A 26595-nucleotide genomic window follows, 5' to 3' on the forward strand; every position below is an offset into this window, starting at 1 on the left:
AAGCCCGCCCGCGCTGATGGTACTGCACCTGGGAGGGTGTGGGAGAGTAGGTTACCGCCGGCCTATAACTTCATTTTATTGTGTGTGGTGGGTTCCATTATTCCCGGTGTGGGGGTGGTGGTACCCACCACACTCTTTTTTATGCACCCACAACAAACAACAGGGCGTATACAGAGAAGCTCGTATCGAGAACCCCGCCGCGTTGAGCCCAGAATTCAGGAGAGGCGGTAGACCTCGTAATCGTTCGGTACACCCGCACCATGGACGTGCTGGAATCCGAGCCTCAATGCTAAACCGATCGATGCCTCATTAGTGGGGTCGATGATAGCGATGACTGGAAGCTGCGGGAAACGTTCCTGTGCATTGGCAATCGCCGCAGATGCAGCCTCCTTTGCGTATCCCTGGCCCTGAGATTCAGGGGCGAATCGGTAATAGAGGTTGAGTACCTGTTCACCGGCTTCCTCACTGTGGCGTACTCCAGTAAACCCGATGGTTGTTCCGTCAAGCATGGACACTACGTAGTAGCCAAGACCCTGTTCATCCCAGTTTTCTTGCCATGTGCTTGCCAACTCCTCTGCCTCTTTGCGGTTTTTCATCGCGAGGTCGGGACGGTGTTGATAGGTGCGGGCGTCGGCGTGGATCCTAAAAATGGCGTCTATATCTTGGTCCGTGGGAGGAGTGAGGATAAGGCGAGGGGTGCGAAGGGGAAAAGCATCGTTCATCTTGGAATCTCCGTTCAAAGTGTTAGGCCTCTCAGGCTACCTGGCCTCAATGGCTGAGGCATGGTGCAAGCAATACGCCCCAGGGGACATAAGCATTCCCTGGGGCGTACGCAGAGGCGAGGATGTCGGCCTAAAAAGCTATGAGCTCATTTCTAGACTTCTTGACTAGATCCTCGTCGCGGATAGCTTGCTTGAGGGCGCGCCACTGATCGTCGGGGATGTAGTCCGTGGCTTGTTTGATAACTTCCTCTGAAGGGGTGCCCCACGCGATTGGCATCGGAGTAATCGTTGCCCAGTGTGCCTTGTCGCGGGATGTGCGCTGGCCTCCCACAGCGACGCACGGAACTGCAGCGCCAACCTTAGGAGTGACGCCGGGGATCCGTTGCACCACAGTTGAGGTGAGCGCCCACTCGGCAGGGGACTGCTGGTCAACGACTGTGTTTACTAACGCGGTGAGGGTAACTGTGGTGCCCTTGTCATCGGTGATGACAGCGGGAGAGAGGGGGTTGGCGTCGTAAATTGCTTGGGTACGTGGAACCGCGCGAGGAATAGCAAGACCGACGATCAGCATGATGGTGCCGAAAAAGATAAGGGAGAGGGATCCGAGTAGGCGCCAGGGGGAGGTCGGGTCGACGAGGAACCAGACTATGACGCCCGCGATGAGGCAGACGACGAACAGAGCGATGCTTGAGGTAACGAGGTTCTTGGTATTTCGAATAAGTTCGTTGTGTTCTTTGGCGTATTCTTCGTCGACGTTGAAGCGGAATGGTTGTTCAGTCATAGGCCACAGTCTATAGGCCGCGTTTGAGGTCTGAGGCATCCATGATGCGATAAGCGTAGCCCTGTTCGGCGAGGAAGCGTTGGCGGTGCATGGCGTACTCGGCGTCCAGGGTGTCTCGTGTGACCACGGTGTAGAACAAGACCTCACTGCTGTCCGGCTTGGGTCGAAGGAGTCGGCCGAGGCGCTGGGCCTCTTCCTGGCGGGAACCGAACGTGCCTGAGACCTGGATTCCCACGGCTGCCTGGGGGAGGTCGATGGAGAAGTTCGCCACCTTCGATACGACGAGGGTGCGGATTTCGCCCTGGCGGAAGCGCTCGAAGGCTTCTTCGCGGGCTTTGGTGCTGGTGCGGCCGTCGATGAGTGGGGCGTCGATCTGCTGCGCGATGTGGCGCAGGTGGTCGACGTAAGCTCCGATGATGAGCGTCGGTTCGCCCTCGTGGCGGGCGAGAATGTCCTTGACCGTCGAGAGCTTGGCTGATGCGGTGGCGGCCAGGCGGTAGCGCTCGCGTGCGGAGGCCGTCGCATAGCTGAGGCGCTCTTCTTCCGTGAGCGTGGTGCGGACCTCGATGCATTCGGCGGTGGCGATGAAGCCTGCCATTTCGAGTTCTTTCCAGGGGGCGTCGTAACGCTTGGGGCCGATGAGGGAGAAGACGTCGTCCTCGCGGCCGTCCTCGCGGATGAGCGTTGCGGTCAGGCCGAGACGGCGGCGGGACTGGAGGTCGGCCGCCATACGGAAAACGGGGGCAGGGAGGAGGTGGACTTCGTCGTAGATGATGAGGCCCCAGTCGGTGGTGTCGAAAAGCTCGAGGGCGCGGTATTCGCCCTTTGTCTTCCGGGTGACTACTTGATAGGTCGCGATGGTGACCGGGCGGATCTCCTTCTTTTCGCCGGAGTACTCACCGATTTCTTCCGGGGTGAGCGTGGTGCGGCGCAGCAGCTCATCGCGCCACTGCCGCCCGGCGACAGTGTTGGTAACGAGGATGAGCGTGGTCGTCTCTGCCTGCGCCATCGCGGCGGCGCCAACGATGGTTTTGCCTGCACCGCACGGCAGGACCACCACGCCTGAGCCGCCCTCCCAGAATGCTTGGGCGGCGTACTGTTGGTAGTCGCGAAGCTCCCAACCGTCAAAGTCGAGCGCGATTGGGTGGGATTCGCCGTCGACGTATCCGGCGTGGTCCGCCACCGGCCAGCCCGTCTTGATCAGTTCTTGTTTGATGCGCCCGCGTGCAGACGGGTGTACGCCTACCGTGTGCGCGTCGAAGCGCTGGCCAAGAAACGGGATGATGTTCTTGTTGCGCGTAATCTCATCCAGGATTGGGGGCTCTTCCGTGGTGAGGATGAGCCCGCGTTGTGGATCATTGAGTAGGCTGACGCGCCCGTAGCGCGCCATCGTCTCCGCAATGTCGATGAGGAGCGACTGGGGGACGGGGAACCGGGAATAACGCTCGAGGACATCGATTGCGGTCTCGGCGTCGAAGCCGGTGGCGAGGGCATTCCACAGCGCAAGTGGGGTGATGCGGTAGGTATGGACGTGCTCGGGTGCGCGCTCGAGCTCAGCGAATGGGGAAAGCGCTGCGCGTGCCTTCGCCGCGTCCGGGTGCGCGATTTCAAGCAGTACGGTTTTATCGGACTGCACGATCAGTGGGCCGTCCCCAAACGTCATTGTTGGACCTTTCTTTCTACACCAGCGTCACAGTGGTGACGCGCCGCAGCGGTATGCGGATCACGCGCTGCGTGGCCGTGTCCTGCGCATCAATGACGCCGACACTCACCGTCAACGGGATGACCATTAGGGTGTGCTGCGCGCCCTGCGAGTCCGCATACTCAACCTTGACGCGGCGACGGGCGCGGGCTGCTGCACGAAGCATATCAGTCGTTGACGTTTCGCTGACCCCGGAAGCGGAAGGTTGGCTCGTATCCGAGTTGAGGGCGGCAACAATCTTATCGACGTCCCCTTCGCTCAGAGAGGCGGTACGGGGAAGCGAGGACGGTGTTGCCCTCACCAGTGTCGGTTCGTCAGCGATCGTGATGGAGGCGCCGTGGTCGTCTTCGGCGGTGGGCTGCAGGCCTGCTGCTTGTAGTTCGTGGAGCAAGCGTGGCAGCGGAAGCGGGCTGACGGCGACGGTCGGCGCTAGGATCCGTAGATCGGCGTGCTCGGCCGCCACGGCGAGGAGGGCAGGGTCGGCGCAGCGGATGTAGCTCAGCGCGCTGCCGGCGCGGATTGCGCCGTGGGTGCGGGAGAGGTCGTCGATAAGGAAGGTGATGGCCTGCGGAACCTCGCCCATGATGTGCTGTTTCAACCATGTGTGCAGTGAGTCGGCGTCGTGCCCACGGTCGAGGGCGCGCTTCAGGGAGGCGTCGCTGATGCGCCACATGCTGGCAAGGCCCGGCGATTCAAGGTCGGCGATATCTTCGACGACGGCGGCGGTCGCCGCATCGAGCGGCCCCGGGGCGAGCAGTGTCATGTCGCCCTGCGCGATGAGCTGCGAGACCTCCGCGGGGACGAGCTGCTTCGTGGCCTCGACGACGTCGCCGTCGTTGAGAAGTGCTTGCAGGGGTGTCGACGCCGAGCTCCCCACGCCGCCAATCGCGCCGACGAATGCGGCTTCGGCGATGGTGGCGTCGATAAGTTGGGGTGAGAAATTCGCTGCCATGAGCGGTACGTGGAACAGTAATCGAGCCTCCTGGTCGGGGCCCGCGTACTCGACGATGCGCCTCCGGGCGTGCCTGACGTCGGGGTTGTGGGTGGGCTCGGAAAGGAGGCGGTGCTCCGGCGTCTTGTCGGTGCGCCAGGGCGAGGCGAGCCAGCCGGCGAGGAGGATAGCCCACTGGTCGGCGAGCGTGGCGTCCAACCAGGAAAGAGCGTCGTGGGTGGCCGCGAGTACGTCGGCCTCGTCGGTGCTTCCACGGCCGAGAAGGCCGGCGGATTCGCCCGTGGTAATGAGGAGCGCAGGATCGAAACCGAGGGCCTGCGTTAACCCCGCATGTGCGCGGACCCCCAGGGAGCCGTCCTTGTTCAGTGCGACCGGGGACTCAAGTAACAGGAGCAGCAGCTGGCGGAGCTTGCGCACCGCGTCGAGGCCCGCGCCAGTCGCGTTGCGGTCGATCGTCGGCTGATCTGGATCGTTGACGGCAGGGGCGTGCTCGGGGAACTCGCGCGGTGGCAGGCCACGGAGGACGTCGCGGACGGGGCGAGGTAGGCGAACCGTTGTGGCGTCGACGCGGATGAGCAGCCCTTTCGCAATGAGTGTTGCAACTGGCGTCGTGGGATCCGCGTCCGCCGCGGCGGCCCTCGTCGTGCCGACGGAACCTGACGCCGCTAGCGTATCCAGCACTGAGCGCTCGCGGGCGCTGAGTCCTTCCAGCAGCCCGTCGAGGTTCGGTGGGGCCTGGTCCCCGAGGCGCCAGCCCGACGGCAGCGCGGAAAGTGCCCCTGGTGCGACCCGTACAGCAGTATCCGGGCCATAGATGAGCGCCATCGCACGGAGACGCTCGACGGCCCCGGGAACACGCGCTGCGGGGACACTGTTGGTGTCGACGGGAGAGAGCTCGGCGCCGACGTCCCCGAGCGCTTCCAGAAGCCGCAACTCGGCAGCGTTGAGACGGCGTAACGCTCGTGCTGCAGACCCAGCCAGCGACAGCCGCGTCCCCAGCGAACCCCAGGATGGCGGGGTGGGGTAAAAGGCGTCTGGCCTGAGATAAATGAGCTCCCGGAGTTGTTCGGGGCGCATCGTGCGGAGCGCTTCCTGGAACGTAGTCATAGCGTTGGCTAGTGTACGTGCGATTTTTGTCCAGGCGTGAAAGAATAGTACGCATGGCTAAAGACGTAGAGAAGATCGGTCGCGCGAACCCGGCGTGGCCCACCAACACCCCTGGTAATGGTTCGCCTGTCACCGAGCTGTCCTCGCAGCTTACCGGTGCATCTAGCCCGTTTGGGGACGAGCTCGTGCTCCCACTCCCGGCGGAAGAAATCGGGTACGTCCACCCAACGACGCGAATCAACCGCTAAGTGTTCAACCTTTTGGCCAGCCCTGAAAGAGTGGGCTGGCCAGTCCCTATGCCCCTTTCATAAAGCAAAACAAACGTGCCCGCCACAAGCTTTCTGTGGCGGGCACGTTCTATTGAGTGCTTAGCGGTTCAGCAGTGCTGCGCCGATAGCGGCGAGATCGCCCGAGCGAACAGCGTTGATCAGTGCAGCGTTCTGGCTGTAGAACGCATCGTAGTTCGCGCGGTTCGCAGCGTAGGACTGCTGGATGTGCGCCGGAATCGCGAAACCATAGTTGCTCAGGGAGCTGCCGAGCTGACGGTACAGGGCGTCAACTGGGTTCTCTGCCTGGCGCTGGGCTGCGTCCGGGGATGCAACGGCAGCGCGTGCAGGAGCAGGTGCCGGTGCGGCAGCCTGTGCGTCGCGATTTGTCGCAGCGGAGTTCAGTCCAAGGCGAGCGGAGCATGCTGGCCATGCGCCCCAACCCTGCTGTGCCAGGGTGCGCTCTGCAACGATGATCTGCTGCTCACGGGTTGCCAGGTTCGCGGTTGGAGCGAACTGGCCGCCACCGAATGCCTGCCAGGTGGACGCGGAGAACTGCAGGCCGCCGTGGTAGCCGTTGCCGGTGTTGATTGCCCAGTTGCCGCCGGACTCGCACTGTGCGAGACGATCCCAGTCGGAGTCAGGCGCTGCCGTGGCCTCTGGGGCCATCAGTCCAGCGAACGCCGCGGTTGCGGCTGCGCCGGCGAGTGCCTTCTTGGTCAGGGAAGTGGTCTGCTTGGAATGGCGTCCCATTGAAATACGATGTCCTCTCTTGTTGTCGCTTGCGAAGTAAGCTGTCGGGTTCGGGCTGAGGCGCCCGGTTGCAGTAGCAACTTCACCCCAAGGAAGCTCCGGGAGGGGAGTTTCCGAAGGTTGGGTCCTCCGCTTCTGTTGTTTGTGTAATTGTGCGAGGCGAACAGAACTCAGCGTGCCTCGTTTTCTTGCTGCGGGACAGCCTAACGCTTTATAACGATTTAGTCACGCTCCGGGCACTTTTTGGGGTCGGTGTCGCGGATGTGGGGAGGCAGGTAGGGCCGTTTGGCCTGTTCACGAGCAAAATTAGCGCGAATGTGATTTGTGGCACTTTCTTTCGTGTTGGGGCTCGAACGGGCGATACGACTATGATGGATAGCCACTGCTGAGTCTGCATAGAGAACAGAGAAGGAACGAAGACTAATGCCAATTGGAAAGGTGAAGTGGTTCGACGCCGACAAGGGCTTCGGCTTCGCATCCAACCCTGGAGACGACGACGTATTTATTTCTAAGTCGGTGCTCCCGGATGGTGTGGATGAGCTTGTGCCTGGACAGCGCATCGAGTTCGACTTTGCCGCAGGCCGAAAGGGCCCGCAGGCGCTGCGCGTCGCCATCTTGGAGACGCCGAAGCGTCGCCCCGTGCACCGTAGGAAGCCAGAAGAACTCGGAAGCATGCTTGCCGATGTGATGACGCTCATCGAGTCCGACGTGCAACCGGCGTTGACGGCTGGGCGCTACCCTGAGCGCAAAGAGGCTCGACAGGTTGCGGGCATCCTGCGCGCAGTGGCGAAGGAGCTTGACGCCTAAGCGTTATTCAAACGCGACCGACCATGTGGCGACCACCGGGATTTCTTCCCCGTGGTCGTCATTTTTTACGGCCAGCGTCGAGACTTCAGCAACGAGGAGTTTCGCCCCGCCTTCTTTGACGGCAGGAGCGGTCTCTTCGGTGGTCTCGCCCGCCTGGTGGAGGCGCTCTTCGTTGGCGGAGGGGTCGTCGTAAATGAGGAGGAGGCGCCAGCTGCCCGCAGCGATATCTGGGTCGATGCGGAATGTGAGTTCGTCGGAGCCATCACGTGTGAGTGCCGGTGGCTCACCGCCGTCACATTGCTCATCGAGGGGGCAGAGCGTGTAGGGGGCGATCTCGTGCTCGCCGTCGGATGCAGTGACGTGAATCCGAAGGTCTTCTACGGGAAGACCTGGCTGCGAGCGCTGCCAGTTCATGAACGCGTACACCCCAGCGAGCAGGATAGCGACGGCGAGAACCGTCGCACCGAGTTGGAGCGCAAGGCGAGAGGAAGCACGGCGGGAAGCAGTCATGAGCGAAATTCTACTGGGAAGGGACCAACCGGACGCGGTAGAGGTCGGGCCAACGCTTGCCGGTGAGGTAAAACTCGTCGGTGCCAGGGATATGCGCGATCCCGTTGAGCACATTGTTTATGTCTTCGTCGGCGTTGTTGGGAAGAGACGACGCATCGATCCTGGCCGTGACGTGGCCGGAGGTGGCGTCGATACGCACGATGTCGGTGGTTGTGAAGATGTTTGCGTAGACGTCGTCGCCGACGCACTCCAACTCGTTGAGACCCTCGACGGGTTTGCCTTGGTCGGTGACTTCGAACCGCGCAAGCTCGGCGAGCGTGTCCGGGTCCATGCGGCGCAGCTCGGCGGAACCGTCGGAGAAAATAAGTGCATCATCGGTGGCGCACAGCCCCCACCCTTCGCCGTCGTAGTGGGCGGTATCGACAGTTGCTAGGGACGCTGCATCGCGGCGAAACGCAGTGCCCTCCTGCCACGTCAGCTGCCAAACCGAATCTCCGACGCGGGTCATGCCTTCGCCGAAGAACACGTCCGGCAAGGCAACCTCGCCCAACACGTCGCCTTCTGTCGTGAGCCGATACATACCGGACGCTCCATATTGGCCGGTACTGACGAGGAGCGTGCCGTCCTCATCGACTTCGAGGCCCTGGGTGAACAGGGCAGGGTCGTAGTCGTAGCGCTGTACGATTTCGGGTTTCAGCTGCTCCACCTCGGTGGCAGCTTCATCGCAACCACTCACGGTGAGCAGCACCAAAGGACACATCAGGATGGACCAAAACCGTCGGGAGTGAACACGCATACGTCCATCATGCAGCATTTCCCCAGAAATGGGCCATAATGGAGAGCGTGTCTCAGAACAAGAACTCTTCACCACTGCTGAGCGACAAAGCAATTGAAGTCGCGCGAGAGGCCATCCTCGAGATCGCGGAAGGCGAGGTCGGCGCGCACATCGGTGTCGCTGGGCTCTCGAGCAACGTGGCCACGCACCGCTTCGAAGCGAGCGTGCCTGGCTACAACGGGTGGGAATGGAACGCGGTCGTCGCGTGTGCCACGGGCTCAACATGGGTGACCGTCAACGAGGTCGCGCTCATGCCGGCTCGTGACGCGCTGCAGGCGCCGGACTGGGTGCCGTACTCCGAGCGTCTTCGCCCCGGCGACCTCGGCCCCGGCGACATCATGGAGCCAGCGCCTGACGACGAGCGCCTGACCACAGACTCCTTTGCAAAGGATGCAGTGACGTTCCCAGGCAGGGAAACTGACCACTACCTCACGCAAGAAGGCCTCAATGCGGCGAAGACGCGGTGGCGGAAGGGCAAGTTTGGCCCTAATTCTGCGTTCGCCGAGCAGGCAACGCTGCACTGCCGGACCTGCGCGTTCTACATTCCAATGGAGCACCCAGTGGGGGAGAACTTCGGGGTGTGCACCAACGAATACTCAGCTGATGGCCGCATCGTCGCTGCATCCTACGGCTGCGGTGCCCACGCAGATACCAAGGCGCCGCGCCACGACGGGAAGTAACCCGCTAGAGCAGTGATGCCCGCAGCCGCCGGGTTTCATTGATCTCGCGGTGCGTCGGCAGTAAACCGCGCGAAATCATTCGGGGGCCAGGCTTGGGTGTGCCATACTCCTGCCATTGCTCGACAAGCCGGGCACCCTGCACAGCATCGACGGCCCACGTCTCCTGGTGCATCAGATCGAAGCGTGAGAAGCCGTCGTGCGCCTCATGCGTTTCGACGCCCGCCTCCTCCAACACACGCACAACCCCCTCCAGCGCGTATGACCCCGCGGTAGCAGGGTGCCCGGAGATGACCGCCCGCGTGGCGCTTGGAAATGTGATCAGTGGTTGGAGGAGTGCGGAGATGATGCGGCCGCTGGCGTCGGCAAGCAATCCGTCGTTGGTGCCCAGCGTTGCCGATGCGTGCAACTGCCACCCGAGGTCCGGCCCGTGCCTGTTCGGCTGCGCGCGCTGATCCCGGATTGGCTCCGCGAACATGGTGATCTCCGTGGAGGGCGCAGGCGCCGGGCGAAGCGTCAAGGACGCATGGCCTCCCGTGACGTGGACGACCGCTTTGCGAGGGCCCGTAACCTGGCTGACCGTAACGCGGAGGCGTTCAAACTCCGAGTGCGAGATGCCGCAGCCGCGAAGCTTCGAGGTGAGCAGATCTGCATCTGCAACCATGCCTTGCGAAATGACAAAGCTGAATACATCCACTTTGGGCTCCAAGTCGAAATTATTAGGAAGTGTGTGCACTAAGGTAAAAGTCTATTGCAGGCTTTTGGCAGATAGATTTCAGCCGATGCATGCAACAACTTTGCTCTCTTTCATAACTTCCTCAACGAACTAAAGGGGATCTTCGCAGTGAGTATTCCAAGCGAATCTTCAACGAAGCAGCCCGCTAGCGGGCTTGATAAATTCTTCCATATCAGTGAGCGAGGCTCGAGCGTCGGCCGCGAAATCCGCGCCGGTATCGTGACCTTCTTTGCGATGGCGTACATCGTGCTCCTGAATCCTTTGATCCTGGGCACGAGCCCCGACCGCGAAGGTGTCGTGCTTGGTATCCCGCAGGTAGCTGCGGTGACGGCCCTTGCCGCCGGTGTGATGTGTATCTTGTTCGGCGTTATTGCTAAATATCCGTTTGGTATTGCTGCGGGCCTTGGCCTGAACACGCTCGTTGCAGTGACACTCGTTGGGCAACAGGGCCTGACCTGGCCAGAGGCCATGGGCCTCATCGTGATTGACGGTATTATCATCTGCATTCTTGCGATTTCCGGGTTCCGTACCGCCGTCTTTGAGGCCATCCCGAACTCGATGAAGGTGGCAATGAGTGTCGGCATCGGCATGTTCATCGCGATGATCGGCCTGGTGGACGCCGGGTTCGTGCGCCGCATCCCTGACGAGGCACACACCACTGTCCCGGTGCAGCTGGGCTTCGGTGGTTCGATCGCCTCGTGGCCGACGGCTGTGTTTGTCATCGGCCTGCTCATCTGTGGCTTCATGGTGATCCGGAACATTCCGGGTGGGCTGTTCATCGGCATCGTCGCGACGACGATCATCTCGATGATTGTGGAGTCCTTCGTCGGTGCAGGCTCGTCCGCTGAGAATGACCACGGCTGGTCGCTCGCGGTCCCTGCGCTTCCGGATTCTTTGGGTGGCATCCCGGATCTGTCCCTCGTGGGCAAAATCGACATGGTTGGTGCCTTCGTTGAGGTCGGTGTCGTCGCCGCCAGCCTCCTGGTCTTCACCCTCGTGTTAGCGAACTTCTTCGACGCAATGGGCACCATGACGGCGCTCGGCCGCCAGGCCGGCCTGACCGACGAGAACGACAACCTGCCAGGCATGAAGAAAGCCCTCGTTGTTGAAGGCTTCGGCGCAGTAGTCGGTGGCGCGTTCTCTGGTTCCTCGAACACGGTGTTCGTGGACTCGTCCGCCGGCATTGCTGACGGCGCCCGCACCGGCCTCGCAAACGTGGTCACCGGCATCCTGTTCCTGCTGGCGATGTTCCTCACCCCGCTGTACGAAATCGTCCCAATCGAGGCCGCCGCACCGGTCCTCGTCGTGGTTGGCGCGCTGATGATGATGCAGGTCAGCAACATCGACTGGACCCGTTTCGACGTTGCCTTCCCGGCCTTCTTAACCATCATCATGATGCCGCTGACCTACTCGATTGCCAACGGCATCGGCGTCGGCTTCATCGCGTTTACCGTGATGGCGCTCTTCGCTGGCAAGCGTAAGGACATCCACTGGATCATGTGGCTGATTTCTGCGCTGTTCCTGATCTATTTCGCACAAGGACCGTTGATGTCGCTAATCTCGTAAAGCGTGAGCATAGTTATCGACGACCCCTCCGACCCCCGGCTTGACGATATCCGCGACCTGAAGCACTCAGACCGCGAGAAAGGCCTGGTGTTTGCGGAGGGGCCTCTTGTTGCGGGACGCCTTGTGGAGTCCCGCTTTCCTGTCCGCGCGGTGTTCGGCTTCGGTGGCCGCCTCCAGTCTTTTTTGGAGCAGTACGGCGAGCGCCTCAAAGCGGAAGGAATACCGGTCTACGAGATCAGCCGCGCAGTGATGGGGGAGGTCGCCGGCTACGACATGCACCGTGGGCTGTTAGTCTCCGCGGATAAACCCGAACCGCTGAGCGTCGAAGACGTCGTGGCAGATGCCCGCACCCTGGTAATTCTTGAGGGAGTAGGGGACCACGAGAACATCGGCTCCATCTTCCGCAACGCCGCCGGCATGGGCGTTGATGGCGTGCTGTTCGGTGCCGCCACCGCCGACCCGCTCTACCGGCGCAGCGTCCGCGTATCGATGGGCCATGTGCTTCGCACCCCGTTTGCGCACTTTGGCGGCACCCCAACCACGTGGCAGCGCGAGCTCGCACAGCTGCAGGAACAGGGCTGGTGGCTGGTGTCACTGACCCCTGCGGACGATGCCGTGTACCTCTCAGAGGCACTTAACGATCACGAGAAGGTGGCATTTCTCGTCGGTGGGGAAGGCCCTGGGCTCACGCAGCACGCAATGCGCGCGACCGATGTGCGCGCGAAAATCCCCATGGCGCCCGGAACGGATTCACTCAACGTGGCCACGGCTGCGGCGATTGCGTTCTACGAGCGCCAGCGTGACCTCATCAGCCGCGGTCTGCGTGGCGGATTTTCTCCGCAATCGTAGCCTTTAGGTCGCGGGCGCGGCGACGTAGCCCGCGGCCAACGCGCTTTGCTGCTGCGACGGAGGCGTCGGCAAGCTCGGAAAACTCGTCACGCTCTGCCTCTTCGTCGTGCTGCTCGTAGTCGTCGTACGTGTTGGTCTGCTCGGCGAACTTCGCCGCCACCTCGTTGACAGTCTTGGTGCGTGGGGCAGGAGCCTCGACTTTCGGCTCCGGGCGGCCATCCACCGCGTAGCCGATGATGTGCACATCCGGACCGTCCTCGCCGACCTCGATACCCAACCACGCGCGCTCAGCCTCGCGCATCAGCGCTGGCGGCTCGAACGGTAGCGAAATGCCGCCGAGCTGGGGTGCGGTTTCCCCGGCCCAGTACGGGGCCTCGAACGGGTCCGGCAAGCCGACGTCCTCGAAGACGTGGTCGCGGGTGGCAGAGAACGCGCGGCGCAACGTCTCACCCTGGTAGTGGGCGATCGCCGCGTAGTCCGAATCGGTGCCTTCCGCGTAGACGTAGGTGTCAGCGCTAGGCAGTGCGGTGCGCAGCGCCTTGGCGGTTTCGCTGATGCGCTCGGCGTCCGTGACAAAGAAACGGACAACCGCAACTCCCGGGTACCCCGCGATGTAATACTCGTCCACACCAGGAACCGAGGAACGATTCAGCGGGAACTGGCCAATCGGGGTAATAGGCCACGCCGGGTTAACCTGTGCGAGCAGCTTTCGGCCGAACCCACGGTCCGCCTTCGGCTCGCCCTCGAGCACGTCCTCCGGGTGTGCGACGTTGACAAACCAGCAGGTAACCACGGCGTTATGAGACATAGCGGGGCCCTACTTTCGCGGTCGCTTCGTGTTTGTCCGGACCCCCAACAGGACATCTTCCCAGTGCGGAGTTACAGCTTTTCGACGCCTCTTCTGCGGCTGCGGTGCCTCATCCGGGTGCTGCAAGAAGTCACCGGTCGCGATTGCATCCTCGTCCGAAGCAGCGGGGGCGTCGGTGGCGTCTTCGCCCTCATCGACGTCTTGATCGATAGCCGTGAGTGAACGAACTGGCTGCACAAAATCCGGGTCTGTGAGGTCTGCAGCGATGGAGTTTCGCGCCTCCGTCGTCGGTGCGGAACCCATCTGGCGGTGGAAGGACCACAAGGCCTCGTTTTCGCTTAAGCCTGCCTGCCACCGGACATGCACCACCCAGTCATCGCCGGGCTCACGGGTTGCGTCCCAGGTGGCGTCGCTAAGCGAATGCCCGCGGGCAGCGAATGCGGTGGCGAGGATTTCGAACAGTGTCAGCTTCGCGGGGCCATCCTCGCGCATCGGGTGGGACTGCTTTGCGGCCTCGGCAACCTGCGAGCGCTCCAGGAGCACCGGGTGGGCGTACGGGTCGATCCGGCTTTCAGCCACCCCCATCTCCTCAGCCAACTCGGATGGCTGGGTGCCGGAGCGGATGCGCGCCTGGATCTGGTTCGGGCGCATCGAAAGCGGGGTGGAGTACAGCGGGTCCGGTTCCGGCAGGCTGCGGGGCTTCTCCTCGGAGGCTGTCTCCGCAGCGTCCTCGGAGTGCTCGTCACCGAGTGCATTGTCAGCGTCAGCGGATGGTTCCTGCGCGTCCGGTGCAACCTCAAGCTCAGGCTTGGTGGATTCCTCCTCAGCCACGGCCTGCATCTCGGAACGCGCGAGCTGGTAACGGATGCCCTCGTCATCTCGGAGGACGAAGAACGTCTCCGTGGACTCCTCATCCATGAGGTACAACTCGCGCATGTGGCTCCTTTCCGCTGACAAATACCTCCACCAGCTTAGCCCATTTGTTCTGGACTACTTCTGGCCCACGCCCTGTTCGATCAGATAGTCAATAGACTTGGTCAGGTGCTTGACGTCCTCGGACTTGATTGCAGGGAACAGACCGATGCGCAACTGGTTGCGGCCAAGCTTGCGGTAAGGCTCCGTATCCAGGTAACCATTCTGGCGAAGCGCCTTAGCCAGCTCAGCTGCGTCGATGCGCTCGTCGAAATCGATCGTACCGACGACCTTGGAACGGGCAGCAGGGTCCTCGACGAACGGCGTCGCAAACTCGTGGTTGTCAGCCCACTTGTACAGCAGGGAGGACGACGCCGTCGTGCGAGCAACCATCGCATCCAACCCGCCGAGCTCGTTCATCCAACGAACCTGCTCCGCCAGCATCAACAGAGGGCTGATTGCCGGGGTGTTGTACGTCTGGTTCTTCCGTGAGTTATCGACGGCCGTCTGCAAGTTCAGGAACGCGGGGATGAAGCGGCCAGACGCCTGGATCTTTTCAATGCGCTCCAGGGCGGCTGGGCTCATCACGGCGAACCACATGCCGCCGTCAGAAGCGAAGCACTTCTGTGGCGAGAAGTAGTAGACGTCCAACTCGTGCACATTGACGGGGAGGCCGCCGGCGCCGGAGGTAGCGTCGATAACTACGAGTGCATCGGTGTCCGGGCGGCGAACTGGGACCATCGCGCCGGTGGAAGTCTCGTTGTGTGCCCACGCAACGACGTCGGCGTCGGCGCCGTCGAGCTCGTGCGGCGAAGGTGCGGTGCCGGGTGCGGAGTCCACGATCTGCGGATCAGCCAGCCATGGTGCGGCGGCCGAGGCCTTCGCAAACTTTCCAGAAAACTCACCGAACGTCAGGTGTGCAGACTTCGTCTCGATGAGGCCGAAGGTAGCGGCGTCCCAAAAGGCGGTCGCACCGCCGAGCGAAAACACGATCTCGTAACCCTCAGGAAGCTTAAAGAAGTCGTGCAGACCCTGGCGGACCTCACCCACAAGATTCTTCACAGCTGGCTGGCGGTGAGAGGTACCAATGATGTCCGCGCCCTTCGCGATAGCCTCTAGCTGCTCCGGGCGAACCTTTGAAGGGCCGCAGCCAAAACGCCCATCGCTAGGAAGCAGAGCTGGGGGAAGAACCGGAAATGTTTGCATGACAGCCTTTCCTGTAACAGGGGGTAGAGAAACTTGACGACGCCACTCGCGTCTCACTGCATCTTATTACCCAACGACGCGCCCGGGGCGCCTTTCGCCAGCTCTTTTCCGGATACTTGAAAATCGAACAAATGGGGGTGTGGTGGTCAATAGATTTATTGAGTTGTGTCGGGCGAGTCACATTTTTTGCTAGCATTGCGGGAGTAAATTGCAACCTCCTTGCATCCCGCAAGGAATAGGGTTTCCGAAACTTCTGAGAAAGGTTTGCTATGGCTTCTGAAGGTCAAGACAAAGCTGTACTTCACTACCCAGGTGGCGAATTCGAAATGGACATCAAGTCCGCCACCGAGGGCAACGACGGAGTGGTGCTAGGCAACCTCCTCGGGGAGACTGGGCTTGTCACCTTCGATCCGGGCTACGTGTCCACTGGCTCGACCGAGTCGAAGATCACCTACATCGATGGCGCCAACGGCATTCTGCGTTACCGCGGCTACGACATCGCTGAACTGGCGCAGAATGCAACGTTCAACGAGGTGTCGTACCTCCTCATCAATGGCGAGCTTCCAACGACGGATGAGTACAAGAAGTTCAACTCCGAGATTCGTCACCACACGCTTCTCGACGAAGACTTCAAGGCCGCGTTCAACGTCTTCCCGCGCAACGCACACCCAATGGCGGTGCTGGCGTCGTCCGTGAACATTCTTTCTGCTTACTACCAGGACCAGCTGGATCCGCTCGACGAGGAGCAGCTGGACAAGGCAACCGTTCGCCTGATGGCGAAGGTGCCGATGCTGGCGGCGTACGCATACCGTGCATCCCGAGGTAAGCCGTACATGTACCCAGACAACTCGCTGAACGCACGCGAGAACTTCCTCCGCATGATGTTTGGCTACCCAACCGAGCCGTACGAGGTTGACCCGATCCTGGTGAAGGCTCTGGACAAGCTGCTGATTCTGCACGCAGACCACGAGCAGAACTGCTCCACCTCCACGGTCCGCATGATTGCTTCCGCGCAGGCGAACATGTTCGTCTCCATTGCAGGCGGCATCAACGCGCTGGCAGGCCCGCTGCACGGTGGTGCAAACCAGGCTGTGCTCGAGATGCTCGAGGACATTAAGGACAACCACGGCGGCGACGCCACCGACTTCATGAACCGCGTGAAGAACAAGGAAAAGGGCGTCCGCCTGATGGGCTTCGGCCACCGTGTGTACAAGAACTACGACCCACGCGCAGCGATCGTCAAGGAGACCGCACACGAGGTGCTGGAGCACCTCGGTGGCGACGAGCTCCTGGACCTGGCGATGAAGCTCGAGGAGATCGCGCTGAAGGACGACTACTTCATCTCGCGCAAGCTCTACCCGAACGTAGACTTCTACACCGGTCTGATCTACCGCGCGATGGGCTTCCCGACGGACTTCTTCACCGTGCTCTTCGCCATCGGCCGTCTCCCGGGCTGGATCGCACAGTACCGCGAGCAGCTGGCGATGAACTCCAAGATCAACCGTCCACGCCAGATCTACACCGGCTACACGAAGCGCGACTTTGTGCCGCGTGACCAGCGATAATCTCTAGCGTTCACCGCCGGGTACGTATCTTCCTTTATACTTTGGGGATATGTACCCGGCGGTTTCGCCATGAATGAACGACGCAAGGAGTATTCACGTATGGAAAAGCCCACGATTGAGGTACCTGAAGCACCTGCCCCAACGGACCTTGTCATCGAGGATCTCGTAGTCGGCGACGGAGCCGAAGCTGTAGCAGGCGGTTATGTGCAGGTGCACTACCTGGGTGTTGACTATGCAACCGGTGAAGAGTTCGACTCTTCGTGGGACCGCGGCGAGGCCGCGGAGTTCCCGTTGGCTGGCCTCATCGCGGGTTGGCAAGAGGGCATCCCGGGGATGAAGGTTGGCGGTCGCCGCAAGCTGACGATTCCGCCGGAGAAGGCGTACGGCCCTGCTGGTGGCGGCCACCCGCTCTCCGGCCTGACGCTGGTGTTCATTATCGACCTGCTTGACGCGCGCTAAGGATTCGATATGCGCATTCCAGTGACAACACTCAACGACGGTTATGATTTTCCGCTGCTAGGTCTGGGCACTTACAAGCTGCAAGGTGAAGACTGCGTCAACATCGTGCGGCGAGCTATTGAGTTGGGCTACCGCCACATCGACACTGCCTCCTTTTACGGCAATGAGGAGCAGGTTGGGCGCGCGGTCGCCGACGCGATTGCGGCCGGTGATGTGACTCGCGAAGAGCTATTCATCACCTCGAAGCTATGGAACGATGACCAGACTCGTGCAGCGGAAGCCTACGAGGAGTCGCTGCAGCGGATGGGGCTCGAGTTTATCGATCTCTTCCTCGTGCACTGGCCGTGGCCGCAGCACGGGACCTTCGTGCAAGCGTACGAATCTTTGGTGCAGCTGCAGGGCATGGGCCGGTTGCAGTCGGTAGGCGTGGCGAACTTCTATGAAGAGGTGCTCGATGAGATCATCGCGCACACCGGCGTCGCGCCAGTGCTCAACCAGGTGGAGCTGCACGCAGGGTTTACTCAGCAGGAGCTGCGCGCCTACCACCAGGAAAAGGGGATTGTCACCGAGGCGTGGGCGCCGCTCGCGCGAGGCGCGAACCTTGACGATCCGGTGTTTACTCGCCTCGCCGAGAAGCATGGCCGGACCCCGGCGCAGATTGCGCTCGCGTACGTGATGAGCCTGGGATGCTCGGTTGTGCCGAAGACGGCGAATCCAGTTCGCCTCGAGGAGAATCTCGGGGCGGTCGAGGTCGAGCTTTCGCAGGAAGATATCGCAGCGCTCGACGCGTTGAGCGGCGAGCGGATGTCGAATGACCCGCGCGAGTTCCCGGGAGACCCTAGCTAGCACAAACGCAAAACCCCGGTGCGGCGAGCCTTTACGCTCTGTGCACCGGGGTTTTGCCATGTCCTGGTGACGCTACTTTGCGTGACGCTACTTCGGCAGCAGCGCGCGCCAATCAAAGCGTGATGAAAGCTGGGAGCTGCCCAGGTCGCCAAGGGTGAAGCCGGGGCCGCGCCGGCCGGGGGTCCACTGTCCCCAGTCGGCGCTGTAAACGTTGTTGATGTCCACCGTGACGCCGTCGATCACGCCGGTCCACTTTGCTTTCTGGTGGATGTTTGCGCGCGGGTGCAGTTTGCCGCCGGAGCCCCAGTCGTGCTGCCAGAAGAACGAGCCGATGCCGTCTTCGATGCACCACTGGATCACGTTGATGTTTCCGTATACACCGGTCTGGTAGCCACCAAGCGTCAGCGCCGCGGAGAACGCCCGGAGGTAGGGGCGGATCTGGTTCAGGTACTGGGAACGCGAGGGGTTGTCGTCGATCGCGATGTAGATCGGGCGGCCGGTTGGGCCGCCGGCGGAGGCGTGGAGGCGCATCGCCTCCGGTGCGTGGCGGGCGGCAGCAGCGGCGCCGCCGAGCCAGTCGGCGGTCTCGGCACGGCCGAACTGGTAGACGGACGCCGTGGCGAGGTCGTTCGCGGCGAAGTCCTGTGTTTCGCCCAGCGTGACGGGCTTGCCCAGCATCCAGTTCGCGCCGGGGCGGCGCTCCGACACGTAGCGGACAGCGCCGAGGTGCCCGGCGGCCTTTACTGCGCGACCGGACGGAACCCCGCCCGCGTAGTCGATCACGGTGCCGAGGATGCGGCCCTGGGCGTGGGCTTGCGCGGTGGAGCCAAGGGTTGCGCCCGTGAGAGCGAGTGCGGTGGTTTGAAGGAAGCGGCGTCGATTAAAAGTAGTCACACCCGTAACTCTAGCAACATTACTGTTGGGGTTGGGGAGCGCGGATTGTCCACGCGGCAATCGCCGTGGTGATCGGCACTGCCAGGACCAACGCGATCGCGCCGATACTCGAACGCATGATCTCGGTGGCCACCACGTCGGAGGTGAGCACCTGGGTCAGCGGCCGGTCGGCGACCTGGAGCAGCATCGACAGGGGGAGGGCAGCGCCCATATACGCCAGGACCAGGGTGTAGACCATCGACGCAATGTGGTCGTGGCCGACCTTCATCGCGGAGGTGAACACGGTGCGGGGCCGGGCGTCGGGCGAAGTCTCATACAGCTCCTGCACCGTTGAAGCCTGCGCAATGGTGACGTCGGTGAGCACGCCGAGGGCACCGATGATGAATCCGGCGAGCATGATGCCTGGCACTTGCACCTGGGGGAGGTACATGTGGATGAGGAGGTTGTTTTCGTCGGCAAGGCCGCGCAGCTGCGTCGTATCGATGGCGAGGCGTGCCGCGAGCGCCGCGAGCCCCAGCGCGGTCAAGGTGCCAGCCAGGGCTGACGCGGACTTCCAATTCCTGCCGTGCACAACAAAGATGACAGGGAAGAGCACCGCGGCCCCCGTGACCAGCGAAAGTCCCACCGGGCTGTAGCCGAGCAGCAGCCCGGGAACCAGGAAGCCGAAGATGACGAGCAAGGTGCACAGTAGGCCGAAAATCGCGCGCACCCCACGCCATGCCCCAACCACGACGACGACCAGCAGCGTGAGCGCGAGCCACAGCCCAAGCGGTATCGAGCGATCCATGTCAAGGAAGGAGTACGAAGTCTCGGGGTTGTGGAGCACCGAGAGCACCACGCGGTCGCCGACCGAAAGCTCCGGGGTGCCCGGCTGCTGCGCTGTCTCGATCGTGGTGGTGCCTCCGGACTTGAGCTCGACGCGCAGGAAGTCGCACTCAGGGTGGTTCGGCGTTGCGACGCCACCACAGGAAGCCACCGAGTGTTCAATGACGGTGGCCTTGACGGTTTCCGCCGTCGACGTCTGGGTCTGCTCAAACCCGGGCAGGACCTCTGGCTGCTTGCCTCCCGGCCACAGTAGGGCGAGGCCCACTACCGTGGCGATGCCGGCAATCGCGAGGAACGCTACTAGCGCGCCGCGTGCCGTGCGCAGCGGAGAAGGCGAGGACTGAGTTGCGTGGCGTGCCAACGGGGCTCCCTTGTGAGATCAATACTGGGACAATCAGACTGATTGTAGAGCTACTGTGCAACTAACGTGCGGTACGCAGCCTCGAAGCGGTCGCGGAGCTCCCTGAAGTACTCGGCGTGTGCATCCACGTTGCGGTGCCCTTGGCCGAACGGCGGGGTTGCTCTCTTTACTTCAGGGGCGATGTCTTCCAGCGCGATGAGCACGGTGCCGCGCAGGGTGGCGCGCTTCATCTCCAGGGGGACGACGTCGCAACCAAGCGCATCGGCGAGCACCGACAGCCACGCCGGGTGGTCGGCCGTGACGCGCCCGGAGGCGACCACGCGCTCGGGGAGTGCGCCTGCCTCCTTGAGCTGCTCGTAGACGCGAAGATACGACAGGGCGATGCCCTCAAACACGCCCCGCCACAAATCAGCCGGTGTAGTTGCCGCGGTGACGCCCAAGAGCTGCGCTTGCGCGCTCGCGGCCCAGCCGGTGGAGCGCTCGCCGGTAAAGAACGGCAGCACAAGCGGGGCGCGTCCTGGCCCGGAGGAAAGCGCCGCGGCGATCTCATCCGGGGCCACCGGCTGGATGGTTTCCTCGAGCCAGGTGACGGCACGCCCGACGTCGTTGAGCGCGCCGCCCAAGATGGCCTTGTCTCGCGCGATGCGGTAGCACCACAGTCCCTCTGGGATGCGAGCTGGCACCTCCGGAAGGATGACGCGCATCGCGCCAGAGGTCGCCGCGGCTACCGCGATAGTGTCGGGGCCGGTCGCGCCGGGCCCGACATTGGACGGCCAGCCGTCTGGGATGCAGTGGAACCACGCAACCCCATTGAGCGCGGGCCACGCGGTGTCATCCGGGTAGTCGGGTTCGTCGGGGAAGCGCAGCGGCTGGATCATGTCGTGCGGGATATCGATGGCGTCGAGAATCTCGGTGTCGAGCTCCCCGGTGTGCGCATTGGCGACGCCCGACCACGCCGCAGTAGAGACCGCCAGGCCATGGATGCCCGCGAGCTTGTGGTACACGTACTCGCCGATCGTCATGGCCGTGGCCGCGCGGGCGAATTCGGGCAGCTGCTCCTTTGCCCAGGCGAGGCGCGCCGGGTGGTAACTCGTGTGGAGGCGCACGCCGGTGCGCTGGTGGTACTCGGCCTCGTCGATTGTGTTGCGGAGCCGTTCGACGTAGTCGCGGGATTGTGAGTCCGCGTAGGTGTACAGCGGGGTCAGGGCGTCGCCGTGGGCGTCGACAAGGAGGAGGCTCGAGGCGAACGAGTCCATGCAGACGGCCTCAATGCGCAGGTCATGCGCTGCGGCGAACGCGACGGTGTCGTCGATAACCTTGCGGACCTCGGCGACGACCTGGTCGGCGTCGATGGTGCTCGCGCCGTCAGCGGTGGTAGTAAACGCGTGCGCAACGCGCTGCTTCGCGCCCTTGACGGGGCGGCCGGTGGCGTCGTAAAGGCCGCCGCGGCTCGCGGTCGAGCCGACGTCGATGCCGAGGACGTACGGCCCGCGAGAGTCCTGTACAGGGACCGACATGGTTGGGATTTTGGTAGCGCTCATACCCCGATGGTACGGCAGAGGCTATGCGTCCTGCTTGATCGCGGAGCCCTCAATTTCAATGGCGACCTTGTCGCTCACGAGCATGCCGCCCGAGTTCAGCGGGACCTGGAAATCGATGCCGAAGGTCTCGACTTCGAACGTGACTGGCTTCGTGGTGCCCTTGATGGTCAGATCACCCGTGACGGTGCCGTTGCCGGCATTATCTACGTTGAATGCCGTGGAGGTAAACGTCATTTCCGGGTGCTTCTGTACATCGAAGAAGTCCTCGCCGCGCACGTGTGCGTCGCGGTCCTCGTTTCGGGTATCGACGCTCGCGGTCCGGACCGTGCCCTGCGCCGTGCTTGCTGCCAGATCGTCGGTGAGCGTGATGGTGGCGTCGTGGTCGGTAAACTCGCCGCGGACCTTCGTCACCATCGCGTGGCGGACGGTGAAGCCGATGGAGGAGTGTGCCGGGTCGAGCTTGTATGTACCGGTGAGCTGAGACATGATTCCTACTTTTCGTTGACGTTTCATCAAAAATGATTGCAGGTGCGAGTGTAGGTGATTATTGGTGACGTATCAACAATGTAGGGTTGTTGCTGTTCAGCCGGTGCCGGAAGGGCATACCCCGAGCGCCGCCAGGATCTCATTCGTCCGCAACGCCAGCGCCGCATGCGATACACCAGACACCTCGATTACGTCTCCCCACCGTGACGACCACGCTGGAACAATGCGGTCAGCATCCGAAACGATGGAGACGATTTCGGTACCGGAAGGGGCCACTGGGTCCTCTCGGAAATGCTCCAATTCGACGAACGCGTCGCCAGCCACTGCCCGAACAAGTCCAGGCGGAAACAGACGCGCAATGCCGTGCGTGCCACGCCACGAGGCCCCGAGGCCCACGATCGTGCCGCAGCGCGCGGCGATTTCGCTCAGCTGAACAGCCCTCAGCCCGATCAGCGCGCCATACGAGTGCCCCACAACATCGACCTGCTGCGCAGCCAGGCTGTCGAGGAACGCCGCAATCTCTTTGGACGAGGCGTCGATACCTGCCGTTGCCCGATGGCCGTAGCCAGGCGCAATCAACCCAATCCCATGTTTTTCCAGTGCGTGTGCAAGGCGTCGGAAGACGAACGGGGAAGAGCCCGTGCCGTGGAGAGCGACCACAACCCGGCCTGTTGTCTGGGAGTTCGCTGTTGAAGGGGATGGAAGTATCCGTGGCACGTAGGAAAGCAACGCCATAGCGTCTTAAACTACTCGCCGTGGATGCAATCCGTTCGTTATCCGTGGTCAGCACAGGCGCGACCTGGGCGATCTACCTCTCCTTAGCTGCTTCCGTGGTTGTCGCGTTGTGGTACGGCCGTCAGCACCGGCGCATTGCACTCGCAATCGCGGCAGCGCTGCTCGCAGCGGCGTACCTGTTGCTCACGGTGTGGCCGAAGCCGTTCCCGGATGCAATTCCGTGGCACATCTACGCCAGCTGTGCAGCTGCCGTGTTCGTGGTGGCGACCATCTTCTTGGCGCCGCGGTGGCGGTGGCGCCTCGCCCCGCTCGCAGTGATTCCTTTGATGCTGGCGTACCTCGCGGTCAACCTTGTTTATGAGCAGTACCCGACCCTCGGGTCCTTCCGCCCGGTCCCGGTCACCGTGTCCATGAATTTGGATCAGTTCCGCGAAACGACGACCGCCCCGACCCTCGACGGCAGGGAAGTGGGCGCCCTAGTGACCCTGCCTGCCCCACCGCTGCGCGATGCAATTGTGTACGTTCCGCCCGCCTACTGGCATGGCGAGCACCTACCAGTCCTCGTGCTGCTCGCAGGAAGCCCCGGCAGCCCAATCCGGTGGTTTGACGAAGGCGGGGCGCAACAGACGCTCGACGACTACCAAGTTGCACACGACGGCGTAGCCCCCATTGTCGTCAGCGCGGACGGCACAGGAACAACCACGGGAAATCCCGGGTGCGTGGACGGCCCGGATCTGCAAATCCAAAGCTACCTGGCCCAGCAAATTCCACAGCTGGTCAAGGACAATTTCCGTGTGAAAGAAGACCAACGCACGTGGGCAATCGGTGGGTTAAGCTACGGCGGCACGTGCGCACTCCAAGTGATTACCAACGATCCCACGGCCTACGGGACGTTCCTCGACTATTCGGGTGAGGCGGAACCGAACCTAGGCGGGCACCAACGGACCGTCGACGTGCTGTTCGGCGGCGACGAGGCCGCGTTCCAATCCGTGAACCCGGAAACGCTCCTTCAGGAAGCAATCGGGACGGCGACCTACAAGGGAATCGCTGGCAGGTTCGCCGCCGGCAAGCGTGACCAAGAGGCTATGGCAGCGCTTCCGCACCAAAACGAGCTCGCGCAGAAAGCCGGGATGAGCACCACATTCCGCTCGCTGCCAGGTGGGCACAGCTTCGAAGTGTGGCGAGTGGCGCTACGCCAAGACATTGACTTCGTTGCTCAACGCGGAGGAATTCAATGAAACACTTGATCAGCACCTGTTTGAGGAAAGTTCCAGTCACGCTCGGCCTCTTGAGTATCGCTTGGGCTGCGTATTTAGCCTGCGTATTGTCGGGTGCGGCCCCGCGGGAGGCTTTCGGATTGCGCCTTCCCGTTGATCCCGACCTTTGGCACTGGGCCACCGCAGGGCTGACCGCAGGTAACCTCGTCGGGCTCATCCTGGCCACTGTCGCAGCGCTGCTATTCGCAGTTCCAGCCGAGGTGCGACTTGGCTCTGCTCGCTTCGCGGTTGTGGCGACGGCTTCCGAGTTTGTAGCGCTTCCTTTCGGCTTCATTATCGGTAGTGCCATCGAGCGAGCAGGCTTTAACCTGTGGGGCCCAGACCTTGCCAACGAGACCTTTGTGTCTCCGGTCGCGTGGATCTTCGGGCCCGCCGCATTCGCCACTGCCTTCATGGGCGTGCTGTGGCGACGCCGCCTCCGCCTCGTGATGCTTGCGATGATGACGACCCTTGTACTCTACGACGGCTCACTCTCAGGCGTCGTTGCACTTGTCGCCATTGTCGCAGGGACCGTCGCTGGCGTCCTTGTCACGGACACAGGTACGCCACGCAGAATGTCGCTGCGGGAAGCACGGGTCCTGGTGGCTGCCCTGTTTCTCAGTGTTGCAATCGGACCAGTTATCACGGCGATCAACCCCGCTGCACAGGGGCCTTTCGCAGGAGTGAGCAAGCTGATGTGGGAGCCGACAGTCGCAGGGCATTTAGTAGCCCAGCGGTGCGCTGACGCTACATCCGTCGCCTGCGCGGAAGCGATGGCGGTGAACAGCCAGCATGGCCTCGGTCCCTTGCTGATGAATGCCTTGCCTATCGTTTTGTCAGCCATCCTTGCGCTGGGGCTCGTGCATGGCAGGAAACTGGCATGGTGGGCAGCCGTCCTCGTCAGCGTTGGATCCATTGCGGTGATCTGCTGGCAAACAATCGGTGGGGGAGCAGACGGCTCTACCGCTGTGAACACAATACTGGTAGTTCTCCCGTGGCTGGTCACCATTGCAGTCCTCATTGCCACTCGCCGCCGGTTCACGGTTCCGTCCAACTGGTACCGTGGCGCGGCGATCATAGGAGGGACGTGGTTAGCAACCGCAGCACTGTGGACCTGCGGAGCCTGGGTTGTGCGAGACGACATCCTCGGAGGAGCGTCGATAAGCGCGCTGCTTGCTGAGCTGCCGAACAGGTACCTCCCACCCGTGGTAGCTGTGCTGGCTCCAACGCATGCGTTCCCCATCAGCTCCGTGGCGTGGATCTTCTACGAATGGGTGGGAATCATATTCTGGATTACCGCGCTGATTGCACTGTTTGAGGTGCTGTCCGCGCCGCCGTCCGAAGCACACGCGCAGGACCGCCAGCGAGCCCGGGAGATTCTGGTCCATGGGTCCGGTGACCACCTCGCGTGGATGGGGCTGTGGGAAAGAAACCGCTACTTTTTCTGCGGGACGGACTCCGGCGACGGAGAAGGCGTCGTCGCGTACCGCGTCTCCTACAACGTCGCTGTCACGGTCGGAAGTCCCGTGCACCGAGGCACGATGACAGAAGAAGCCGTTGCCAGTGCGTTTGAAGAGTTCGCCGCAAGTCAAGGCTGGAGAGTCGCGTGGTATTCAGTGCCCGGCACCTTTGCTCGCCCCGACTTCCGACGCATCCACGTCGCCGAAGAATCCATGTTGTTGACGGATAACATCGAGTTCAAAGGCAAGAAATTTCAAAACATCCGAACCGCGCGCAACCGCGCAGCAAAAGAGGGAGTGCGCGCCGTGTGGACTAGCTGGGCCGAAAGCCCAGTGGAAATGCGTGAGCGCATCGTCGCGCTCTCAGAACAATGGGTCGCGGATAAAGCGCTTCCAGAAATGGGCTTCACCTTGGGAGGGCTCGACGAGCTCCGCGACCCGGACACCAAACTCCTCCTCGCAGTGGGCGACGACGGCAGCCTGCACGCAGTGACGAGCTGGCTGCCCGTCTACGAGGGCGGCGCCCTCGTCGGCTACACCCTTGACTTCATGCGCCGCGACGCGAACGGGTTCCGGCCAGCCATCGAATTCCTTCTCGCGGAAAGCGCCCGCATTGCTGCCGAGCAAGGACTTGGATGGGTCTCCCTCTCCGGAGCGCCGCTGGCTCGAACGGATGCGCCGGAATCACTCGTAGAAATCATCCTGGATAAGGCCGGTGCGACGATCGAGCCACTCTACGGCTTCCGCTCACTCGCTGCCTCGAAGCACAAATTCCACCCGACGCACCAAGGCTGGTACCTGCTGTACGAAGACGAAATGTCACTCGCCAATATCTCGCTAGCAGTCATTCACTGTTACCTGCCGGACATGAAGAAGTCAGACATGATGACCGTGGTCAAGGAGTTCCTGGGCCGGCCAAATCTTGCGCAAAGAGGGTAGATAAGTTAGTGCATTCGCGTTCTTTGCAGAAATGCGAAA

At 62.2% G+C, this 26595-nt stretch carries 26 protein-coding genes and 1 riboswitch; of the genes, 10 read left to right on the forward strand and 16 right to left on the reverse strand.

The features are described from left to right. Positions 1-215 precede the first annotated feature (215 nt). The 4 genes from QP752_RS06890 to QP752_RS06905 form a co-directional block, all read right to left on the reverse strand. Positions 216-722 (reverse strand): GNAT family N-acetyltransferase, encoded by a 507-nt coding sequence (locus QP752_RS06890; protein WP_256006316.1) that lies wholly within the window; start codon positions 720-722, stop codon positions 216-218. Between the two features lie 130 nt (positions 723-852). After that, complete coding sequence (locus tag QP752_RS06895) at positions 853-1503, reverse strand: DUF3239 domain-containing protein (protein ID WP_070479208.1); 651 nt, start codon at positions 1501-1503, stop codon at positions 853-855. Between the two features lie 10 nt (positions 1504-1513). Beyond that, positions 1514-3166 (reverse strand): DNA repair helicase XPB, encoded by a 1653-nt coding sequence (locus QP752_RS06900; RefSeq protein WP_284805041.1) that lies wholly within the window; start codon positions 3164-3166, stop codon positions 1514-1516. A gap of 16 nt (positions 3167-3182) precedes the next feature. Continuing rightward, positions 3183-5264, reverse strand: a complete 2082-nt coding sequence (locus QP752_RS06905) for a helicase-associated domain-containing protein (protein ID WP_284805043.1) — start codon at positions 5262-5264, stop codon at positions 3183-3185. Between the two features lie 53 nt (positions 5265-5317). On the opposite strand from QP752_RS06905, the gene QP752_RS06910 reads away from it, so the two are divergent. Continuing rightward, on the forward strand, positions 5318-5512 hold the full coding sequence (locus QP752_RS06910) for a hypothetical protein (RefSeq protein WP_070362866.1): 195 nt from the start codon (positions 5318-5320) through the stop codon (positions 5510-5512). Between the two features lie 120 nt (positions 5513-5632). Here the strand turns inward: QP752_RS06910 and QP752_RS06915 are convergent, their stop codons facing one another. Next, a complete protein-coding gene (locus QP752_RS06915; protein WP_071573769.1) occupies positions 5633-6283 on the reverse strand; it encodes a resuscitation-promoting factor Rpf1 domain-containing protein in 651 nt (216 codons plus the stop codon). A gap of 9 nt (positions 6284-6292) precedes the next feature. Then, positions 6293-6469, reverse strand: a riboswitch (cyclic di-AMP (ydaO/yuaA leader). 237 nt (positions 6470-6706) lie between these two features. Between QP752_RS06915 and QP752_RS06920 the strand changes: the two genes are divergently transcribed. After that, positions 6707-7090 carry a cold-shock protein gene (locus QP752_RS06920; protein ID WP_070362863.1) on the forward strand — a complete coding sequence of 128 codons (384 nt, stop codon included), beginning with the start codon at positions 6707-6709 and terminating at the stop codon, positions 7088-7090. A 3-nt stretch (positions 7091-7093) separates the two neighbouring features. Here the strand turns inward: QP752_RS06920 and QP752_RS06925 are convergent, their stop codons facing one another. Together QP752_RS06925 and QP752_RS06930 are read right to left on the reverse strand one after the other, a co-directional pair. Then, positions 7094-7600 carry a DUF2771 domain-containing protein gene (locus QP752_RS06925; RefSeq protein WP_070362862.1) on the reverse strand — a complete coding sequence of 169 codons (507 nt, stop codon included), beginning with the start codon at positions 7598-7600 and terminating at the stop codon, positions 7094-7096. 10 nt (positions 7601-7610) lie between these two features. Beyond that, complete coding sequence (locus tag QP752_RS06930; RefSeq protein ID WP_070363560.1) at positions 7611-8396, reverse strand: glutaminyl-peptide cyclotransferase; 786 nt, start codon at positions 8394-8396, stop codon at positions 7611-7613. Positions 8397-8434: 38 nt separating this feature from the next. Here QP752_RS06930 and QP752_RS06935 point away from each other — a divergent pair, with 38 nt between their 5' ends. Next, a complete protein-coding gene (locus QP752_RS06935; protein ID WP_070362861.1) occupies positions 8435-9115 on the forward strand; it encodes a DUF3027 domain-containing protein in 681 nt (226 codons plus the stop codon). Positions 9116-9119: 4 nt separating this feature from the next. On the opposite strand, the gene QP752_RS06940 is transcribed toward QP752_RS06935, so the two are convergent. Continuing rightward, positions 9120-9809 (reverse strand): hypothetical protein, encoded by a 690-nt coding sequence (locus QP752_RS06940; RefSeq protein ID WP_284805047.1) that lies wholly within the window; start codon positions 9807-9809, stop codon positions 9120-9122. A gap of 147 nt (positions 9810-9956) precedes the next feature. Here QP752_RS06940 and QP752_RS06945 point away from each other — a divergent pair, with 147 nt between their 5' ends. After that, positions 9957-11414, forward strand: coding sequence for an NCS2 family permease (locus QP752_RS06945; protein ID WP_240492729.1), 1458 nt, complete (start codon positions 9957-9959; stop codon positions 11412-11414). Between the two features lie 3 nt (positions 11415-11417). Next, positions 11418-12263, forward strand: coding sequence for an RNA methyltransferase (locus QP752_RS06950; protein WP_141742261.1), 846 nt, complete (start codon positions 11418-11420; stop codon positions 12261-12263). Here QP752_RS06950 and QP752_RS06955 read toward each other — a convergent pair. The 3 genes from QP752_RS06955 to serC are packed head-to-tail and all read right to left on the reverse strand — an operon-like array spanning position 12223 to position 15189. Beyond that, complete coding sequence (locus tag QP752_RS06955) at positions 12223-13071, reverse strand: hypothetical protein (protein WP_070362858.1); 849 nt, start codon at positions 13069-13071, stop codon at positions 12223-12225. The two genes, QP752_RS06950 and QP752_RS06955, sit on opposite strands and share 41 nt — an antisense overlap. Before the next feature lie 9 nt (positions 13072-13080). Next, positions 13081-14007: a septation protein SepH gene (gene sepH, locus QP752_RS06960; protein WP_284805052.1), complete on the reverse strand. Its 927-nt coding sequence runs from the start codon at positions 14005-14007 to the stop codon at positions 13081-13083. A 54-nt stretch (positions 14008-14061) separates the two neighbouring features. Further along, positions 14062-15189, reverse strand: a complete 1128-nt coding sequence (serC, locus tag QP752_RS06965; protein ID WP_284805055.1) for a phosphoserine transaminase — start codon at positions 15187-15189, stop codon at positions 14062-14064. A gap of 269 nt (positions 15190-15458) precedes the next feature. Between serC and QP752_RS06970 the strand changes: the two genes are divergently transcribed. The 3 genes from QP752_RS06970 to QP752_RS06980 all read left to right on the forward strand — a co-directional run bounded on the left by QP752_RS06970 (position 15459) and on the right by QP752_RS06980 (position 18059). Beyond that, positions 15459-16754: a citrate synthase gene (locus tag QP752_RS06970; RefSeq protein WP_070362855.1), complete on the forward strand. Its 1296-nt coding sequence runs from the start codon at positions 15459-15461 to the stop codon at positions 16752-16754. A 99-nt stretch (positions 16755-16853) separates the two neighbouring features. Then, positions 16854-17213 carry an FKBP-type peptidyl-prolyl cis-trans isomerase gene (locus tag QP752_RS06975; RefSeq protein WP_070362854.1) on the forward strand — a complete coding sequence of 120 codons (360 nt, stop codon included), beginning with the start codon at positions 16854-16856 and terminating at the stop codon, positions 17211-17213. 9 nt (positions 17214-17222) lie between these two features. Continuing rightward, positions 17223-18059 carry an aldo/keto reductase gene (locus tag QP752_RS06980; RefSeq protein ID WP_070362853.1) on the forward strand — a complete coding sequence of 279 codons (837 nt, stop codon included), beginning with the start codon at positions 17223-17225 and terminating at the stop codon, positions 18057-18059. Positions 18060-18146: 87 nt separating this feature from the next. Here the strand turns inward: QP752_RS06980 and QP752_RS06985 are convergent, their stop codons facing one another. From QP752_RS06985 to QP752_RS07005, 5 genes are all read right to left on the reverse strand, one after another. Then, entirely contained in the window at positions 18147-18953 is an 807-nt protein-coding gene (locus QP752_RS06985; RefSeq protein ID WP_256022072.1) for a DUF1906 domain-containing protein, read from the reverse strand. Between the two features lie 19 nt (positions 18954-18972). Further along, positions 18973-20139 carry a YibE/F family protein gene (locus QP752_RS06990; RefSeq protein ID WP_284805059.1) on the reverse strand — a complete coding sequence of 389 codons (1167 nt, stop codon included), beginning with the start codon at positions 20137-20139 and terminating at the stop codon, positions 18973-18975. Positions 20140-20189: 50 nt separating this feature from the next. Further along, complete coding sequence (locus QP752_RS06995) at positions 20190-21680, reverse strand: gluconokinase (protein WP_284805061.1); 1491 nt, start codon at positions 21678-21680, stop codon at positions 20190-20192. A gap of 21 nt (positions 21681-21701) precedes the next feature. Then, the gene (locus QP752_RS07000; RefSeq protein WP_284805064.1) at positions 21702-22166 is read right to left on the reverse strand and encodes a YceI family protein; all 465 of its coding nucleotides are present in this window, start codon (positions 22164-22166) and stop codon (positions 21702-21704) included. Between the two features lie 96 nt (positions 22167-22262). Continuing rightward, positions 22263-22901: a triacylglycerol lipase gene (locus tag QP752_RS07005; protein WP_284805066.1), complete on the reverse strand. Its 639-nt coding sequence runs from the start codon at positions 22899-22901 to the stop codon at positions 22263-22265. A 20-nt stretch (positions 22902-22921) separates the two neighbouring features. Between QP752_RS07005 and QP752_RS07010 the strand changes: the two genes are divergently transcribed. Beyond that, positions 22922-24139, forward strand: coding sequence for an alpha/beta hydrolase family protein (locus QP752_RS07010; RefSeq protein ID WP_284805068.1), 1218 nt, complete (start codon positions 22922-22924; stop codon positions 24137-24139). A 50-nt stretch (positions 24140-24189) separates the two neighbouring features. Continuing rightward, positions 24190-26556 (forward strand): bifunctional lysylphosphatidylglycerol flippase/synthetase MprF, encoded by a 2367-nt coding sequence (locus QP752_RS07015; protein ID WP_284805070.1) that lies wholly within the window; start codon positions 24190-24192, stop codon positions 26554-26556. The last annotated feature ends 39 nt before the right edge of the window (positions 26557-26595 follow it).

The organism is Corynebacterium sp. UMB10321 (assembly GCF_030228725.1).
GTDB lineage: Bacteria > Actinomycetota > Actinomycetes > Mycobacteriales > Mycobacteriaceae > Corynebacterium > Corynebacterium pseudogenitalium.

Bases quoted from the DNA above. Each gene is read 5' to 3' on its own strand.
- QP752_RS06890 (WP_256006316.1), bottom strand. From the start codon at position 722: ATGAACGATGCTTTTCCCCTTCGCACCCCTCGCCTTATCCTCACTCCT.
- QP752_RS06895 (WP_070479208.1), bottom strand. From the start codon at position 1,503: ATGACTGAACAACCATTCCGCTTCAACGTCGACGAAGAATACGCCAAA.
- QP752_RS06900 (WP_284805041.1), bottom strand. From the start codon at position 3,166: ATGACGTTTGGGGACGGCCCACTGATCGTGCAGTCCGATAAAACCGTA.
- QP752_RS06905 (WP_284805043.1), bottom strand. From the start codon at position 5,264: ATGACTACGTTCCAGGAAGCGCTCCGCACGATGCGCCCCGAACAACTC.
- QP752_RS06910 (WP_070362866.1), top strand. From the start codon at position 5,318: ATGGCTAAAGACGTAGAGAAGATCGGTCGCGCGAACCCGGCGTGGCCC.
- QP752_RS06915 (WP_071573769.1), bottom strand. From the start codon at position 6,283: ATGGGACGCCATTCCAAGCAGACCACTTCCCTGACCAAGAAGGCACTC.
- QP752_RS06920 (WP_070362863.1), top strand. From the start codon at position 6,707: ATGCCAATTGGAAAGGTGAAGTGGTTCGACGCCGACAAGGGCTTCGGC.
- QP752_RS06925 (WP_070362862.1), bottom strand. From the start codon at position 7,600: ATGACTGCTTCCCGCCGTGCTTCCTCTCGCCTTGCGCTCCAACTCGGT.
- QP752_RS06930 (WP_070363560.1), bottom strand. From the start codon at position 8,396: ATGCGTGTTCACTCCCGACGGTTTTGGTCCATCCTGATGTGTCCTTTG.
- QP752_RS06935 (WP_070362861.1), top strand. From the start codon at position 8,435: ATGGAGAGCGTGTCTCAGAACAAGAACTCTTCACCACTGCTGAGCGAC.
- QP752_RS06955 (WP_070362858.1), bottom strand. From the start codon at position 13,071: ATGTCTCATAACGCCGTGGTTACCTGCTGGTTTGTCAACGTCGCACAC.
- sepH (WP_284805052.1), bottom strand. From the start codon at position 14,007: ATGCGCGAGTTGTACCTCATGGATGAGGAGTCCACGGAGACGTTCTTC.
- serC (WP_284805055.1), bottom strand. From the start codon at position 15,189: ATGCAAACATTTCCGGTTCTTCCCCCAGCTCTGCTTCCTAGCGATGGG.
- QP752_RS06970 (WP_070362855.1), top strand. From the start codon at position 15,459: ATGGCTTCTGAAGGTCAAGACAAAGCTGTACTTCACTACCCAGGTGGC.
- QP752_RS06975 (WP_070362854.1), top strand. From the start codon at position 16,854: ATGGAAAAGCCCACGATTGAGGTACCTGAAGCACCTGCCCCAACGGAC.
- QP752_RS06980 (WP_070362853.1), top strand. From the start codon at position 17,223: ATGCGCATTCCAGTGACAACACTCAACGACGGTTATGATTTTCCGCTG.
- QP752_RS06995 (WP_284805061.1), bottom strand. From the start codon at position 21,680: ATGAGCGCTACCAAAATCCCAACCATGTCGGTCCCTGTACAGGACTCT.
- QP752_RS07000 (WP_284805064.1), bottom strand. From the start codon at position 22,166: ATGTCTCAGCTCACCGGTACATACAAGCTCGACCCGGCACACTCCTCC.
- QP752_RS07005 (WP_284805066.1), bottom strand. From the start codon at position 22,901: ATGGCGTTGCTTTCCTACGTGCCACGGATACTTCCATCCCCTTCAACA.